At 37.8% G+C, this 15,538-nt stretch carries 17 protein-coding genes; 15 read left to right on the top strand and 2 right to left on the bottom strand.

Going from position 1 to position 15,538, the window contains the following annotated elements:
- The 15 genes from IKB69_RS05880 to IKB69_RS05950 form a co-directional block, all read left to right on the top strand.
- On the top strand, nucleotides 1–187 hold a 187-nt coding region (locus tag IKB69_RS05880), incomplete at its 5' end, for a hypothetical protein (protein WP_290947242.1).
- A 387-nt stretch (nucleotides 188–574) separates the two neighbouring features.
- On the top strand, nucleotides 575–1,867 hold the full coding sequence (locus IKB69_RS05885) for a hypothetical protein (RefSeq protein WP_290947245.1): 1,293 nt from the start codon (nucleotides 575–577) through the stop codon (nucleotides 1,865–1,867).
- Nucleotides 1,868–1,877: 10 nt separating this feature from the next.
- On the top strand, nucleotides 1,878–2,084 hold the full coding sequence (locus tag IKB69_RS05890) for a hypothetical protein (protein WP_290947248.1): 207 nt from the start codon (nucleotides 1,878–1,880) through the stop codon (nucleotides 2,082–2,084).
- Nucleotides 2,071–3,111 carry a zincin-like metallopeptidase domain-containing protein gene (locus IKB69_RS05895; RefSeq protein WP_290947251.1) on the top strand — a complete coding sequence of 347 codons (1,041 nt, stop codon included), beginning with the start codon at nucleotides 2,071–2,073 and terminating at the stop codon, nucleotides 3,109–3,111. Before IKB69_RS05890 ends, IKB69_RS05895 begins: the two co-directional genes overlap by 14 nt.
- A gap of 62 nt (nucleotides 3,112–3,173) precedes the next feature.
- Nucleotides 3,174–3,797, top strand: a complete 624-nt coding sequence (locus IKB69_RS05900) for a hypothetical protein (RefSeq protein ID WP_290947254.1) — start codon at nucleotides 3,174–3,176, stop codon at nucleotides 3,795–3,797.
- A complete protein-coding gene (locus tag IKB69_RS05905; RefSeq protein WP_290947256.1) occupies nucleotides 3,794–4,309 on the top strand; it encodes a thermonuclease family protein in 516 nt (171 codons plus the stop codon). Before IKB69_RS05900 ends, IKB69_RS05905 begins: the two co-directional genes overlap by 4 nt.
- Before the next feature lie 26 nt (nucleotides 4,310–4,335).
- A complete protein-coding gene (locus IKB69_RS05910) occupies nucleotides 4,336–5,502 on the top strand; it encodes a toprim domain-containing protein (RefSeq protein WP_290947258.1) in 1,167 nt (388 codons plus the stop codon).
- 2 nt (nucleotides 5,503–5,504) lie between these two features.
- Nucleotides 5,505–6,170, top strand: coding sequence for a hypothetical protein (locus tag IKB69_RS05915; RefSeq protein WP_290947260.1), 666 nt, complete (start codon nucleotides 5,505–5,507; stop codon nucleotides 6,168–6,170).
- A gap of 99 nt (nucleotides 6,171–6,269) precedes the next feature.
- Entirely contained in the window at nucleotides 6,270–6,572 is a 303-nt protein-coding gene (locus tag IKB69_RS05920; RefSeq protein ID WP_290947263.1) for a hypothetical protein, read from the top strand.
- 154 nt (nucleotides 6,573–6,726) lie between these two features.
- The gene (locus tag IKB69_RS05925) at nucleotides 6,727–7,734 is read left to right on the top strand and encodes an ArdC family protein (RefSeq protein WP_290947266.1); all 1,008 of its coding nucleotides are present in this window, start codon (nucleotides 6,727–6,729) and stop codon (nucleotides 7,732–7,734) included.
- Nucleotides 7,735–7,752: 18 nt separating this feature from the next.
- Nucleotides 7,753–8,202 (top strand): single-stranded DNA-binding protein, encoded by a 450-nt coding sequence (gene ssb / locus IKB69_RS05930; RefSeq protein ID WP_290947269.1) that lies wholly within the window; start codon nucleotides 7,753–7,755, stop codon nucleotides 8,200–8,202.
- A 113-nt stretch (nucleotides 8,203–8,315) separates the two neighbouring features.
- Complete coding sequence (locus tag IKB69_RS05935; RefSeq protein ID WP_290947272.1) at nucleotides 8,316–9,347, top strand: tyrosine-type recombinase/integrase; 1,032 nt, start codon at nucleotides 8,316–8,318, stop codon at nucleotides 9,345–9,347.
- Nucleotides 9,348–9,452: 105 nt separating this feature from the next.
- Nucleotides 9,453–9,680: a hypothetical protein gene (locus IKB69_RS05940; RefSeq protein WP_290947276.1), complete on the top strand. Its 228-nt coding sequence runs from the start codon at nucleotides 9,453–9,455 to the stop codon at nucleotides 9,678–9,680.
- Entirely contained in the window at nucleotides 9,677–10,381 is a 705-nt protein-coding gene (locus IKB69_RS05945; protein ID WP_290947279.1) for a ParA family protein, read from the top strand. The genes IKB69_RS05940 and IKB69_RS05945 overlap by 4 nt, the downstream gene beginning before the upstream one ends.
- Before the next feature lie 48 nt (nucleotides 10,382–10,429).
- Entirely contained in the window at nucleotides 10,430–10,762 is a 333-nt protein-coding gene (locus IKB69_RS05950) for a hypothetical protein (RefSeq protein WP_290947282.1), read from the top strand.
- Nucleotides 10,763–11,072: 310 nt separating this feature from the next.
- Here the strand turns inward: IKB69_RS05950 and IKB69_RS05955 are convergent, their stop codons facing one another.
- Both IKB69_RS05955 and IKB69_RS05960 read right to left on the bottom strand, forming a co-directional pair.
- Nucleotides 11,073–12,932, bottom strand: a complete 1,860-nt coding sequence (locus IKB69_RS05955) for a relaxase/mobilization nuclease domain-containing protein (protein ID WP_290947285.1) — start codon at nucleotides 12,930–12,932, stop codon at nucleotides 11,073–11,075.
- 862 nt (nucleotides 12,933–13,794) lie between these two features.
- Nucleotides 13,795–15,345, bottom strand: a complete 1,551-nt coding sequence (locus IKB69_RS05960; protein WP_290947288.1) for a phospholipase D family protein — start codon at nucleotides 15,343–15,345, stop codon at nucleotides 13,795–13,797.
- Nucleotides 15,346–15,538 lie beyond the last annotated feature (193 nt).

Raw genomic sequence — 15,538 nt, forward strand, 5'->3', positions numbered from 1 at the left:
AAGTCAAAACACCATAGAGAAGAAAATCACTAATGAGCAGATGTTTAAAAATAAAGAGCAAGAAGTCAAACAAATAGTTATTACCAATCCTAATGCCATAGTGCTTATGCCCAAAGACCCACGCATTGATAAAAATGGATTCCCCGTGTTTGAGACAGGCAAAAAGAGCAGTAGTAGTGGGATTTAGAAAAGCGGAGGCTCAAGTAGGGGCTGGATAAGACTTATAGGCATACCCCTTGAGCAAGTATGCCTATTGGTAATCCTAGTAAGCCTTGACTATTATCAATGATAATAGTAGTATAGCTACTAAGATTGTTGGAATAATCTTATCCATAGATAACCTCCTTTTACAAAGTAGGCTATCGACTTAAGGGGTTGCCGCCCCTTAAGGACAGCCCCAAGACATTATAGCGTAACTTGAGTAGCTGTAATGGGGCTTTTCTCTCTATCTGCTTATATTCCCTATCACATATCTTGACTTATGTTCATATGCCATTATCACACCTTGTCCTATGGAATGATTGTTTTTCTTCCTACAATGTAGCCTTAATCTAATAAATAAAGGATCAAGGCTATGACTGAAAACGATTTAAAAGTGGAAGAGTGGATAGATTCTTTCACCAAGATGTTTAGAATGCTGCAGCCAAAAGATAGAGACATTTATCTAAAAAAGCTTATGGAAGCAGTAGAAAACGCCAAGAAAACACAAATGGAAGAAGACATTGCTAAAGAGAATCCAGCCAATGACTTCATAGATACAATTGCACAATCTGCCGCAGAGCTTGAAAATCAAATACAAACACAAGAGCTTATGGATACATTAAGCGAAGCCATTGATGAAGTAGCACAGGAAAATGATTCTAATATAGAAGCTACACAACTAGAATCCACGCAGACACAAGAGCAAATTTCTCCACCACCCACGCAGGTGCAAGAAGATCAAGAACTTAGTGATAAAGAATTTGAGCGCGAGCTTGAAAAGGGCGGTTTTGTTCCCCTTGAAAAGCTAGATTTTTATCGCACCCTGCAAGACGCCATTGATGAGTTTATAGAATCCCACAAAGAAGAGCTACTTGAGCTTGGCATAATCTCCACTGATACAGAAATGGGGATTGGTGCATTGTATGATAGAGACATTATCTTACCTAAAGAAGAGATAGATAAACTAGAGAAGCAATACAACAAAGACCCACAAAATTTCAACCCCACCATAAGCTTTGAAGAAGTCAAAAATCGGCGCATAGAGCACAATAACTTCAATAATATCTACCTTGATGAGATTGCTCAAAGCCTAGGCGAGCAATCCAACAATAAATCACTTGATGAAGTAAAAAAACTCAATCCAGATAGCTACTTTAGCGACATTATGGATTGGTTTAAGAAAAAGCAGATTGAAAATATGAATATGCCTATGAGCAAAGATACCTTTAAAAAGGAATTTTACGACTATTGCAAAAATGGTATGAGTGAGAATGAAATGAAAATTCTGCTCATACTTGACAATAAAGAACCTACAAAGCTCACAAAAGAGCATAAAGATATGATTAAAGAGGGACTAAAGCTTTGCACGGCAAATAACAAGCTGCTTGATAAGGGGTTAGAATCCGCAGTGCGTGCAAGCGTAGGTGAAAAGCTCACCAATGCCAATGCACTTGAGTTTAGCAAAACATTAGAAAAGGCTAAGGCTTCAAAAACCACTATCGATAAGAAATTTATCGAGCCAGCCACTTCACAAAAGCTTATTGACACAATCAAGGCTGCCACACCAAAGCTCACTCAAGAAAACGCCAGAAATCTTGATGATACGCTACTTGCCATACAGGGCAAATCCAATACCAAATCCAACAATCTCACCAAAACACTATAAAGGGGCAACTATGGAACACCACAACACAACCAAAGACACTGCAAACTTAAACACTCTAGGGACACAAATTATTGTGCCAAATGCGCAAGAGTTAGAAGATTACGCACATCTTGCAGAAAATGGTGGAATTATGGATAGAAAGACTTTTAATGCCATAAAACTGCAAGAGCCACAAGCAATCTGCAATGCACAAGGAGTCAATAATGCAAATAAGTAGTTTGGACAAATTTGCACAAGAAATTGAGAGTAAAATCGTTGAAATGATTAAAAATGGCACTGCGCCTTGGCTAAAGCCTTGGGATTGCAAAAACGCTTCTCCGCGCAATCCAACCACAGGGACAATTTACTCAGGGCTAAATTCTCTTAATCTCCTAGCTACGCAAATAGCACAAGGATACGATAGCCAAGAGTTTCTTACATTCAATCAAATAAAAGAGTTGGAGGGATCTGTTAAAAAGGGTGAAAAGGCTACAAAGATTCTCTACCGCAATCTTCTAGAAGCCAAAGATCCACCCAAAGAATTAGATGGGCGATATACCACCATAGATGATAAAGTATATAGGAGAATCTTTAGTGCCTATGCTGTATTTAATATCGATCAGTGCGAGCATATCAATAAGGACAAACTCGCAGAGTTGAGAGAAAAATATGGCTTCAATAATGCATCAAAACAATTCCAAAACAACGATATTTTAGAATCCATCTTGCAAAATTCTGGTATCCACATTACCCACTCCTACCAAGATAGAGCATATTATACTCCAGCGACAGACTCTATCACTCTGCCACATAAAAAATACTTCGACTCTAGCGAGCAATACTACTCAACAGCCCTACACGAGCTAGGACACGCCACAGGACACCTAAATAGACTCAATAGAGATCTAAGTGGTAAGTTTGGCACACCGCTATATGCCAAAGAAGAGCTTAGGGCAGAGTTATATTCATTTTTGCAAGCAATGGAGTTGCGCATTGATTATAACTTACACAATCACGCTTCCTATGTGGATTCTTGGATCAATGCACTAGAGAGAGACACAAAGGAAATTGGTAGGGCATTGAAAGATTGCGTAAAAATGGTGCAGTATGTCAAAGATAATTGGTATCCAAAAGAGCTACACAAAGAGCTTGCCAATGAGCAAAAACACTCTCAAACTGCGAGCAATGAGCAAGAAGTAAATAAGAATGCTACAAAGCACTACAATAACACAACGCCACCACGCTCTAATGGGAGAGAGCGATGAGCAAAAGAGAGCTAGCACTATTTAACTTAGGCAAAAGCTTGGTGGAGTTGCTAGGAGAAGAATTGGCAATAGCAAATTTAACGCTGCTGTATCAGCGACACCCAGAAATGTTTGTTGATGAAGAAGAGCTAAAAAGAGTGATACAAAAGGTGGTGAGTAGCCCTGATATTATAGTGAAAAACCCTAAGGCAAAAAGTGATAAAGATTTTCTTGTTATAAAACAATTGGATCACAAAAAGGTTGGCGATATAGCTATACGAAATGATAATGGCACAAACATCATATTTCACGCAAATAAAAAGAATATATCTAAGATTAATGTGGAGAAACTAAAGGAACAGATGTTGGTGGAGACGCCATCTGCACAAGCAGCACCCACAAGGTTAGACCATTGCGCTGATAAACCAAATGATTTATCTAAGGACTGTAAAGCCCCTTCAACACCTGCTATCAGCATTATACCACACACTAAGCAACAGCTTCAGCAAGAGTTAGATAAACAGCTCAAATCCTATCTCACTGCACCATCAAAGCACCATAGAGAACGACACTTAGCTAATGCTAATGCCATTGCTATAAAAGCTAAAGATAACAATATTGCCCTAGATTCTGCAAGCTTGCAAAAGCTTAAGCAATACAATAACAATGAAAAAAATTTATCTAAATCCAAAGGATTGCACAAATGATACCAATTAGCAAAAAATTATTAACCCTTATCCTAGCCGCCTTGCTGGGCGTTATTGGTGCGCAGTTTAGCGACTATAATCTCGCTTCCATCACGCCCAATAAAGGCACAATAGATGGAGCTATCATCAAAGTTTATGATGGCGATACTATTACCCTGCAAGCTCAAGGCAAAAAGCATAAGATTAGACTCTATGGGCTTGATGCCCCAGAGATAGCGCAAAGCTTTGGAGTTAAAGCAAGAGACTATCTCTTGCAGCTTTGCCCCTTACATAGCAAAGCTCTTATAACAATCAAAGATACAGATAAGTATGGGCGTATCGTTGGAATAGTTTCTTGCAATAACACCAATGTCAATGCCAAGCTTGTAAAAGATGGCTATGCGTGGGCATATCAAGACTACACACAAGCCTATCTGCCACTAGAAATATATGCAAGAGTCAATAAGCTTGGCTTATGGAGTGAAAAAAACCCAATAAAGCCAAGCGATTACAGAAAGCAAGGTAGATTCTAGCACACATAAAAGATAAAGGAGAGCGTATGCAAGATCTAACCAAGCTCCCATTGCACGAAATATTACTAAGCAATGGCTACACACTTGATAGAGAAAAAAGCTCTAGGAATAATCCTGTGCTATGCGATGATGATGGGCAAAAGCTTGTCATTAGCAAAAAAGGCGAAAACTATCTATACTTTAACCCAAATGATGACAATGATCGTGGCAATATTATCTCCTATGCTCGCATAAGGGGCATTAGTGTGCAGGAGTTAGTAAAAAACTATGACCCCACCAAAGAAGTATCCCTACAAACCACTCAATCCTTTTTCCAAAACAAAGAGCAAGACCCATACCGCTTTATCAAGCAATATAATGACTTTAGTGAATGTGTCATTGCACAAAACCCCTTACTACAAAGGAGAGGCTTCTCGGCTGATATGCTTCAAGCATATCAAGGAATTTTAAAGCAAGATGAAAAAGGAAATCTTGTAACTGCGCAATACAAATATAAATGCTTCAATTACCAAGATAAAGAGATACAGACAATTAGTATGTGTGGCTACACTAAAAGACTTAATATTCCCATCACTAAGAACCAAGATGGGACATTAAAAGAGCGACCACTAAAAAACATCAATTATGGCAACAAAGGCTTTGAAATCCTATTAACCAATAATGATTACGCAAAGATGAGCCATATCATTATCACGGAATCCATTTTTGATTCCCTAGCCTATATGCAGATGAAAAACCTAGATCCCCATAAATGTGTGCTGCTCTCTACTTCAGGTAACTTCAATTTAGAATCACAAAAAATGAGCTTTGAACATATTTTTGATAAAGTGTGCAATGCGCGTATAGTGCTTGCATTTGATAATGATGAGCAAGGGAGAAAATACACTAAAGATATGGAGCGTTATATTGCTTATGAGCGCAATAAACTGCCAATCACCTACACGCCATTTGCCAAAGATTGCAATGATGATTTAAAGTTGATGAACTTAATCAAAAAGCCACTAAACAAAGAGTCTTACCAGCAATGGGCGAATTACACAATTTATCAGTATAAGCACGCCAGATCTAGCAATGATAGAGCGTTGCTGCTCCATAACCTACGCAAAGCAAACAACATAAAGCCGCTTGATGAAGAGAACAAGCAAGCATTTAACACAATGCTTAAGCATAAAAGAGTTAGGGATATACAATAGTAATGGGGGATAAGCACCAAGATAGCTTTGCTACACTATTGCGGCAAGCAAACATCAAGCAGCAGCTACAAGAAACATTTATCAAACAACTAGCAGAACTAAATGATTCTTACATACATACGGGAATACAGCTAGAATATCGCATATCCAGCATACCTACAAGCGATGATACACAAAGCTATGCTACAATAGAAGAACACTATTTGCTTATCAAAGATGGCAGCAAGCAAACAGAAATCCTATTGGAGCTACCTAATGAATACGACACCAATCGCACACCAGAGCAATACAGAGAACAACTCAAACAAGCCTATAAGAATGAGCTGGGAAGAAGTGCAAGCATACTACAAGAAAGGAGCAGACGAGATGAAGAAAGAAGCAGACGAGATGAAGAAATTAGCAGATATGATGGAGACATTCGTAGATTATATGATAGCCAAATATCGCCCCAAGAAGCCAACGCAGCAGAGAGAAAAGTCTATGCAGAGCTAGAATCTAGGGCAAAAGTTATCAAAGAGCATAGAAAAGCTCAAGCACTCCACATTAGTGATAACTCTTTACTAAAAGAGCTTCTTACACTATCCAAGCCAAAACCACAAAGTAACACTAAAGAGAATCAAAAAACCAAGCCCAATAAGTCTAATGACAATATCTCTAAAAAACGATAGTTATTTTAAGGGGTAAAAAGTTCATCAAATAGCGTATTTTACGATATTTTAGGCATTTATAGATAGTATAATTGTGTATCTTAAAAATAAGGATAGGCAATGAGAAAGACTAAGAGACTTATCAATAAGTTAGCACAAGAGTTTTTTGATGATATGAGCGCAAAAGAGCAAGAGCGTTTTATTATCAAAAAGATAAAGGCATCAAAAGAATTTAGGACATTTATTAAGAGTCGCTTTTTACAAGAAGAACCAGCTTTGTTTGATGTGAGCGATCGTGGAGATTGGATAGGAAGCGAGCGCGATAAGGCATTGTATTTAAAAATGTGTCCGCAGCTTTTTGATGCAGAAGTATCGTGGCAGGAAGTAGAAGAGTGGGTAGATCGTAGAAATAGATGCTTGTAGCTTAAGTGCAAGCAGGAGATGCGCCGCCCCTGACTAATGTTCATACACCATTATTGCACCTTGTCCTATGGAATGATTGTTTTTCTTCCTACAATGTAGCCTTAATCCTAGTCCTTAATCCTAAAGACTAAGAAAAACAATGTAAGGAGCAGTTATGACAGATCAAGAGTTTAAGGCAAAGTTTGAATCAATCAAGCAAAGTGCGGTTGCAGAAATTGTCACTGCAATAATGCGAAAAGATGCCCCATTTTTACAAAATGTAAGCAAAGAGAAATTGCAACAAAGAGCCTATAATGCGAGCAATGGCTTGGCATATGAGGGGGTAAATTCCTTGCTATTGGATATAAAGCAAGCCCAGCACGGCTATGCAAGCAATGAGTGGATCAGTTTAGAAGAAGCGCAAAAACTCGGTGCTTCAAAAGATGAGATACAAAATATACGCGATACTTGGAGAGAAAATTACGCCGATAAATGCGCAAAAGTGCATTATTTGCAAAAAACAGCAATAGTAAATGCGCACAAGCTTGATGAGTTTGGTCAAAAGATTCCTTTGAAAAATGATCAAGGAGAGCAAAGAATAGGAAAAAATGGCGAGCCATTGTTTGAATACGATGGGCAGGTAAAAACCAATCCAAAGACAGGCAAAAGTTATTTTGAGATAAGGCAAGAGAGAATCACTCTGGAGCAGCCAATTCTACGCACAGAGCTTTTGTATAATGTGGAAGAGTTTAAAAGCATTGATAAAGAAAAGATCCGCGAGCTAAATACCCAGCAAGTTAAAAAGCATCTCTTAAAGAATTTACAAGAACACCAAAATGGCAATGATAGAACAAGAGTATTTTTTGAAGATTTAAAAGAGAGCCTCTACCCAGAAACAGCAAAGCAAATAGAATCTTACTTCAAAGCCCAAAGTTTTGAGAAAGATTACATTGCTAATACCAAGAATCAGCCTGCGCATACCATTAAACCAGAAGCAAAACAAAGCGTGGATAAAGCCATAGAATCTAGCAAGACAGCAAAAGAAGAAGTGGCTAAAAAGGACTATGCTCCAAAAACCAAGAAAGCGCAAAAAAGCATTGAAGCAAAGCAGCAAGAAAAGACCAAGTCTAAATATCAAACAAATACCCCTCCACCAAAAAAATCTAAAGCAATGGGGCGATAAGCCTGCATAAAAGGATAAATGATGAATAATGTTAATATTAGTGGATACTTAACAGATAATGCTGTGTTAAAACACTTGAATACACCCAACCAAACTCCTTGCCTTGAATGCTCCATTGGACACACAAGAGCTTTTACCAATGAGAAAGGCAATGTAGAAAAAGAAACTTCATTTTTTGACATAGTAATCTATGGAAAATACGCCGAGCATATAGAGAGTAGAATGACTAAAGGCACGCTTATTTTTATTGAGGGAACACTTAAGCAACACAAATGGAAACACGAGGGCAAGAGCTATGCAAAAGTTGTCATCATCGGCAAGCGTGTGAATATTATTGATAAAATCAAGCACACTCACAATACAGACAATAAAGAAAAAGAACACTGCGTAGCTAGTGATTGTGAAAATTCCACTCCACCCAACATTGACCAAAACGAGCAACAAGTCAGCAGTATTGTCCCAATTTAATCTCTTTAAATTTCTCTAGCTTAAGGGATAAATGCCTGCTGCAAGGGCATTTATCGCGTTTTTTCCTGCATTATATATGTTATGCTACTTGTTATTTAACGCAAGGAGCATAAATGAAACTTTCTACACAACAAGCAATCCAATATTGCGCAGAATTTATTTGCTTTAAGGCAAAAATGAGTAGCCACAATACTACTCTAAAAAAGCAAAAGACTCTAAATTACCTAATCTTACGCCAGAATCCAGCTCATTTTACAAGCTTTGATGCGATTATATCACTTATCAACAGCCTTAGTAAAAGTGGGTTAGAGAGTGCGCGTGGCTTTACAATTCTAGTAAAAATGCTTGCATTTTATTGCGATAGGCATCAAGGCTTTGATTCCACAATGAGCGAAGATGAGTATTTTTCTTTCTTTCACCCCTTAACAAAAGATTTAAAAAACTCCACACTCAATACCTACTCCAAACGCTTACAGGTGTTTTTGAACTATTTGCGCGATGAAAAAAATTTAAAAATAAGCTCATTGAGCAATATTAAGAAAAAATTTTCCAAAGAAAAAACACTACCATCATTTTTGCACGCCAATCAATACCAAGCTTTTTTGAACTATGTGCAAAAAATGCCAACTACCACACTTGCACAAAAAAGAAATAAGCTCACAATGCTAATTGTAGGCTACACAGGTATGCGCACAAGAGAAGTTAATAATCTCTTACTTGATAATATATCCATTGACCACACCAATGCAGTATATTTGTTTAAGATTCAAGGTAAGGGCTTTAAAGAGCGTATTGTAAGTGTCAAATGCCATTTGATTAAGGATATACTAGAAGGGTTTTTGCAAGATAAGAAGTCTCAAGGAAAAATCTCCCCGTATCTTACACAATTGCGCAATGCTAATATACCTATCCGCAATCACATCAACCTAAAACCTGTTTTACAAGAGCTTAAATGTGTGCAGCCTAGGGGTAATTATTTGCATTTATTGCGGCATAGCTTTGGAAGCTTTGTGTATGGTAAAAGCAAAGATTTAATTCTTACCCAGCAAGTTTTAGGGCACTCCAATCTATCTAGCACGCAAATTTATATCCACTTAAATCAAGAAGCGCACGCAAAGGTAGCGGGATTTTTTAGTATAGTGTAAATAGTTATATTGTATATACAATATAATACTATACAACACAATAAAATATAATACATTTATATTTTTGTATTATAATAACAATACATTACAACAAAGGACATTGCAATGATTAACATTGACCTTAATAACAATATCGCGGATATTGCCGCTAATGGTAATCTCGAAGTATTGGGCAGTGAGATAGTCTATGCCATAGGCGCATACTATAAGCTCTGTGAGCAGCACACCAATACACCCCTTACCCAAGAGCAGCTTTTCCAAGACTTATCTCAAAAAATTCTATTTTCAAAAGAATTTTTCAATGCAAAATCCAAACTCATAAAGGGGCAATGATGAACAATCAAAGCGCACATATCTTTACCATAGCTAACCAAAAAGGTGGTAGTGGCAAATCCACTCTTGCTATCAACCTTGCAACAAAGCTACTAGAAGTATCAGACAAAGTGCTCATTATAGATACAGATCCACAAAAGAGCATTGAGAGCTTTACAGATATACGAGAAGCAGAATCCAATAAAGATAAGGGATTGCGCCCTTTTACGCTTGTTAATCGCACAGGCAATATCGCTGAATCACTAAAGCAATTTGTGCAAATGTATGATTATGTCATTATTGATACAGGTGGGATTGATTCCCAAGAATCTCGCAAAGCTATGCTATTTGCAGACTCTCTCATCGTGCCAACTACACCATCACACTTTGATTTTGAAGCATTGTATATGATGTTTGAGCGGATTTTAGAGATAAAAGACACCAATGAAGCTATGCAAATCTCCATTGTTATGAATAAAATCAGCACCAATGTTTTCTTACATAAAGAATTGCTCGATTTCCAAAACGCCATCACAGCAATCAAAGAGCGACTTGACAGCAACAATGATTTTAGACTCTTAGACAATGTGCTTAGTGATCGTATTGCTTATAAAAGAGCTATTAGCGAGGGTAAAGGGATCACGGAATACACTGATATGAAAGCAAAGGCAGAGTTTGAAATGGTGTTTGAAGAATTATTACAGAAGGAGCAAATATGCTAGCTGCACCAAATCCTAGAATCCAAACTCGACACATTAAGGTAAAATACGATGAAATACAACATTGAGCGAAACAACAAAAGTGCGCAAGAAAAAATCGAATCAATCACAAAGATAGAATCTAGCCAAAAGGCAAGAGATATTATAGATTCTGCTACAAGCTACAATAGCCACAATAAAGCCAAAGAGCATAAGCGCAAGAAATACTACTCACTCTACTTGCAAGAAGAAGTAATGGAGCAGCTAGAATTATTTTTACAAGAATTTGGTGAAAACAAAGAAAATCGTGGAGACTTTATAGAAAAAGCTATTCTTGCAATGATTGAGACAAGAAAGAGTCTTTTGCTACAAACCTTGCAGGAGAAAATCAACAAGCTGCGATAATGTAGCTCTAAAGACAGATGTTATGTTATGCTTTTTCTATAAAGCTTATTAAGATACTTAGCCACTCTCTCCCCTATATCTTTAATCTATATAAGCGCAGAATTTAACTTCCAATGTATTAAGAAATAATTAAGAATGAATGATTGTATCTATTATTTAACACAATTAGTGCTTATATTATTTAATAATAGTGCTCCTCTTTCCCTTATATTATTATTTAATAAGGGCGGAATTTAACTTCCAGCAATGTAAGAAAGGTTTAAGAATCGTGCAAGAGTGCAATAAAATGGCTTAGGATAATTGCTATTGCCTAAAGTGTTCTTGGTGGTGATTGGGTAGCTATCTCTTGTTTGCTCGTGTTTGCTTGGCTGGATTCTTTGGATATGGCATTGCTTGGGTTTAAGTCCTTAGATTCTGGTGTTTTGGTTTGTAAAGATTCTAGCGTGTGTTTAGCAGCATTATGCAAGCCTGTATCAATCACCAAGCCATAATCAATGCCATATCTATCAAAAACCTTTTTACAAAATGCTAGCTCTTTTTCACAATAGAGATGTTTTTGGTAAAGCCGAAGCGTGGTTTGGAATGCTTGCAGATATAACTCATCAGGCAAAGTTTGTTTAGTATAAGTGCTAGCAAATGACTCTAAAAAGGATTTTGATTCTTTAGCTTGGGTTTGTAAATAGCTAAATCGCGCAAGTATTGCAGAATGCAAGCTAGCTTCAAGCTCTGCAATATCGCTAAGAGCTTTGTCTTTTTGTTTGCTTGATCGCACATCATCAAAGCTCATAGAATCCACAATGCCCCTAAATTTATGCAAGCGATGTAGCTGTTTTTGCAGGGCAAATGCAGAGCGTTGCTTGGAGCGGCTTTGCTGTAAGACACTTGTAGAAAATTCTGCAAAATGGTGCTGCAAAGCAACACTAGAGTAATGCACTTCATTTTTGATGACATTAAGTTTAGCAATTAAATCTTTTGACAAATACCGCTCAAAACCCTTGCAACTACTAAGTAAAGCCTTTTTCTTATGCAGAGCATTAAAATGCTTAGTAAAGCTAGCAAAGTTTTCATTAGAATCCACTAGCTGCCTAATACCAGCCCTTAAGTGTGCAAGCTGCTTATTATTGTCTTGGATTTGATTATGCAAGCAAACAATCCTATCTGCAAGGACACGCTCTTTTTCTATAAGGCGCGTTGGAGTTTTACCTTGTTCTATAATGTGTGCAATCTTTTTGGTAACATTGGTGCGATAAATATTTGTGTTTCTGCACTCTTTTTCCAGCTCTTGTGTGTGCAAGTAAAGGGTTTTTGCTTTTATATTAAGAGAGTCCAATGCACGCTTTTGCGTGATGATATATTCTATATCTTTAATAATTGCCGAGCCATCATCGCTGGAAGCAGATTGCCTAATAGATTCTTCCTTGCTTGCTAGCAAATTTTCTCTAAATTCCTTGCTGGTAACTTCATTGGTATAGTCAAGCTTACCTTGGGAGTAGGTTAAAAGATTGTAGGCAAAGTCTTCACGCAGCGTGTTAAAAAAATTTGAAATCTCTGCTTTATTCTTGAAGTGAAGCTTTTTCTTTGTAAAGATATTGGTTTTGTTGATAATTAGGTGGATATGGGGGCGGTTTTGGTGATTATGAGGAATCATCACATATTTATAGTCGGCAAAATTTGCTTGCATTGTTTCACTAACGGCACATTGGAGAATTTCACTAGCTCCTTGGCTAGGGATTTCGTCAAGCGAAAAAACAAGATGCAACGCTTCATTTGTGTGTGGATTTTTAGAAAAATCCTTGCTCCAATCATCAAGAATCTGCTCATAGCTAAGGGCTCGATGGCACTGATCAAAAGCTATACCTTGCGCGATTGATTCTTGTAATAAAACTTGCAGGGCATTGTGATTCAAACTTGAGTTTTTTAAACAATAGCCAAGAGCATTGCGCAAATGCGCTTGCTTCATATTACCAATATTCTTAATCACAACCTGCTTTTTGTGAGAGCTTGTAGAAAAAATTTGTTTGCTAGTAGAGATGTGGGAGTGAAATTGCGCAAATGCTTTGCGCTCATAGGGCACTGCACTTTGTTTTTGTTTTTTAAAAGAGACATACTCAAACAGCGACTCATCTTTATCAAGCAAATGCTCTGTAACATCAAGCACAACTTTGCGCATAGCTCTCCCCTTACACTAGAAGAATTACTAGCTACACCTAAGTTTTATAACAAGCTAAAAAGTTTGATGAAAGTCGCAAAAATCTTTTGCGTGCATTATAAGAATTTTTTGCAAACAACTAACTAAAAATCAAATTATTAAAAATAGCTTAAAAATACATTTTTTGCAAAATGTGCAGGATAACCCTAATGATGTTCATAGCATAGCTAGAGCACCCTTGCAGTCGGCATTTGGAGTCAATCGCTACTATGTTACGCGATTTCAGGGGCAAGAAAATGCAAATTTTACTAACAAGCTGTGTAGAAATTTTTATCGCCAAAAATAAGAAAATTTCGTGCATAAGCCATATCCGCACATCAAATCAAATATCTCCAACTACTATGGAAAAATAACCAAAGAGCAAAAGAAATAAACCTAAGTGCAGTGCAACTCTTCTCTAAAGCAATCTCAAATCAAACCTTAGAGCAAAATACTTAAACTTCAAAGCAAAGTTAAGTAACTTGAAGCACTGCCCAAGCTTGCGCTTGCAACAAAGCAGCATAAAGTAGCTCCAAATCAAAAAGTTGTTTAACTACAAAACCGCAATGCAAGAGCATGGATTTAACACAAACTTTAAGGGGGATAATGGATTTATTTTTGTTTAAGGTTTATTGCTTTAGAATCCCAAGCAATTTTTTAACTGCTTCAAGTCTAACTTAAAATCACTTTAAATTCTAGGTTTCTAAAGAAACTGCGCTTCGCTCGTTTTCTAAAGAAATCTACTTCGGCTTTGCCTTGCGCCACTTTGGCGCGCGTTGCCTACGACAACACTCATAAGAACAGAAATGGCGTGATTAGTAAAAGACTAGATTCTAGCTAGAATCTAAATTTGACTCTCTGGGAAAATCCGCATAAAGAAATTCAAAGTCCTTAGCCACAATGTCGTATCTGGCAAATGCGTTACACATACATCACCATCGCCTTCAGAGCTACTATAAGCGCACCACTTAGTCTTTTTCCCATCAAGCTCGATATGCCAAGCACCTTGCATATCAAGGTGGATAAGCTTAATGCTCTCTTTTGCAAACTCTTCATTATCAAAGATCGCTACTACTTCGGTATTAATGATACTTGATCTAGGGTCTAGGTTGAAGCTCCCTATCCACGAGATTTTCTTGTCAAACACAAGTGTTTTGCTATGCAAGCTCGCCCCAGAAGTTAGCTTACCTTTGATTTGGATTTTGCCAGCACTCTTGCGATACTCATACACCTGCACGCCCATTTTCACAAGCTTATCTCTATACCGCTCCCAGCCTGCATACACAGGCAAAGAATCCGTGCTTGAGAGAGAGTTTGTAAGCACAAACATCGAAATCCCTTTGTCAATACATTCTTGCATTTCTGCCAAGCCCCTTTTGCCCGGCACAAGATACGCCGAAGAGATATACATAGAATCTGTCGTGTTTCGTATAATATGTTGCAAGGCTTCATAGACTTTGCTTGTGGGGTTTTTAGCATCGATCTTTTCTGGTAGGTCTGCGATTAGGCGGGCGCTGCCCCAGTAGATTGTATTAGCGCGCTTGTCATACTGCCTGATAATTTCCGCGATAGTTTGCTCATATTGCTCCCACTCACTAGAAGACTCCTCAAGCCCTGCTACAATCTCTTCATAATGCTTCATAAACTTCTTCATCTTGCGTTTTGATGGCAAAAGCTCCACAGGGATAGCTCGGTGATATTCCCAATACTGCTGGAAACTCTCTCTTGCTTGCTTAGCAATCGCACCGACGAAAAGCGCATCTGTATCAGAGAAGTTCACATCTTCTTTGTTGTTAAAGTAATTATCCGCGATATTGCGCCCACCGATGATAAGCCCCACAGAATCCGCTATAAAAAGCTTATTATGCATACGGCGATTGATGCGATTAAAGTGCAAGATCATCTCTGGCAAGCGCAAAAACTTAATCCTATTGCGATAAGGGTTAAAGATTTTGACCTCAACATTTGGGTGGTTATTAAGCGCGATAATGTCGGAGTAGTCAGAATCTAGCCCATTATCATCAACAAGCATTTTGACTTTCACACCACGATTAGCCGCTCGCCAAATCTCATGCATTAGCACGCGAGAAGCAATATCATTTTTATAGATATATGTCTGTATCTCTAGGGAGTAGCGAGCTTTACGCACTAAGGCTGCGCGCTGCAAAAACGCGCTTGAGCCATCAGCGATAAGCATAGCCCCACTAGAACTAGGCGATAGTGAAAGCTCCTTGGCATAAGGGATGGCTATGGGGGAATCTAGCGGATTGAATGCTGCAAAACCACTAGATTCTGGTGGGGTTTTGAGATAGCGCGTTGAGGGAACGATAGAAGCACACCCTGCTAAAATAAAAAACAAAAAAAACACAATTAAAGCAATATGCATATCATTCATAAATATATCCACTGGATTTAATTGATGTCGTGCTTTATGCGCGATAATTGCGTCAAATCCGCGCTTTTTGACAATCGCAAATTATAGCAAATCGTAATATTTTTACAAAAAACATTACAACTTTTTTCGTTTTTGACCGATTATATCCCTGTCAAAGGCAAGGAAGCCTGAAGACTTAATCATTTTCAAAAAG

The organism is Helicobacter sp. (assembly GCF_017502485.1).
GTDB lineage: Bacteria > Campylobacterota > Campylobacteria > Campylobacterales > Helicobacteraceae > Helicobacter_B.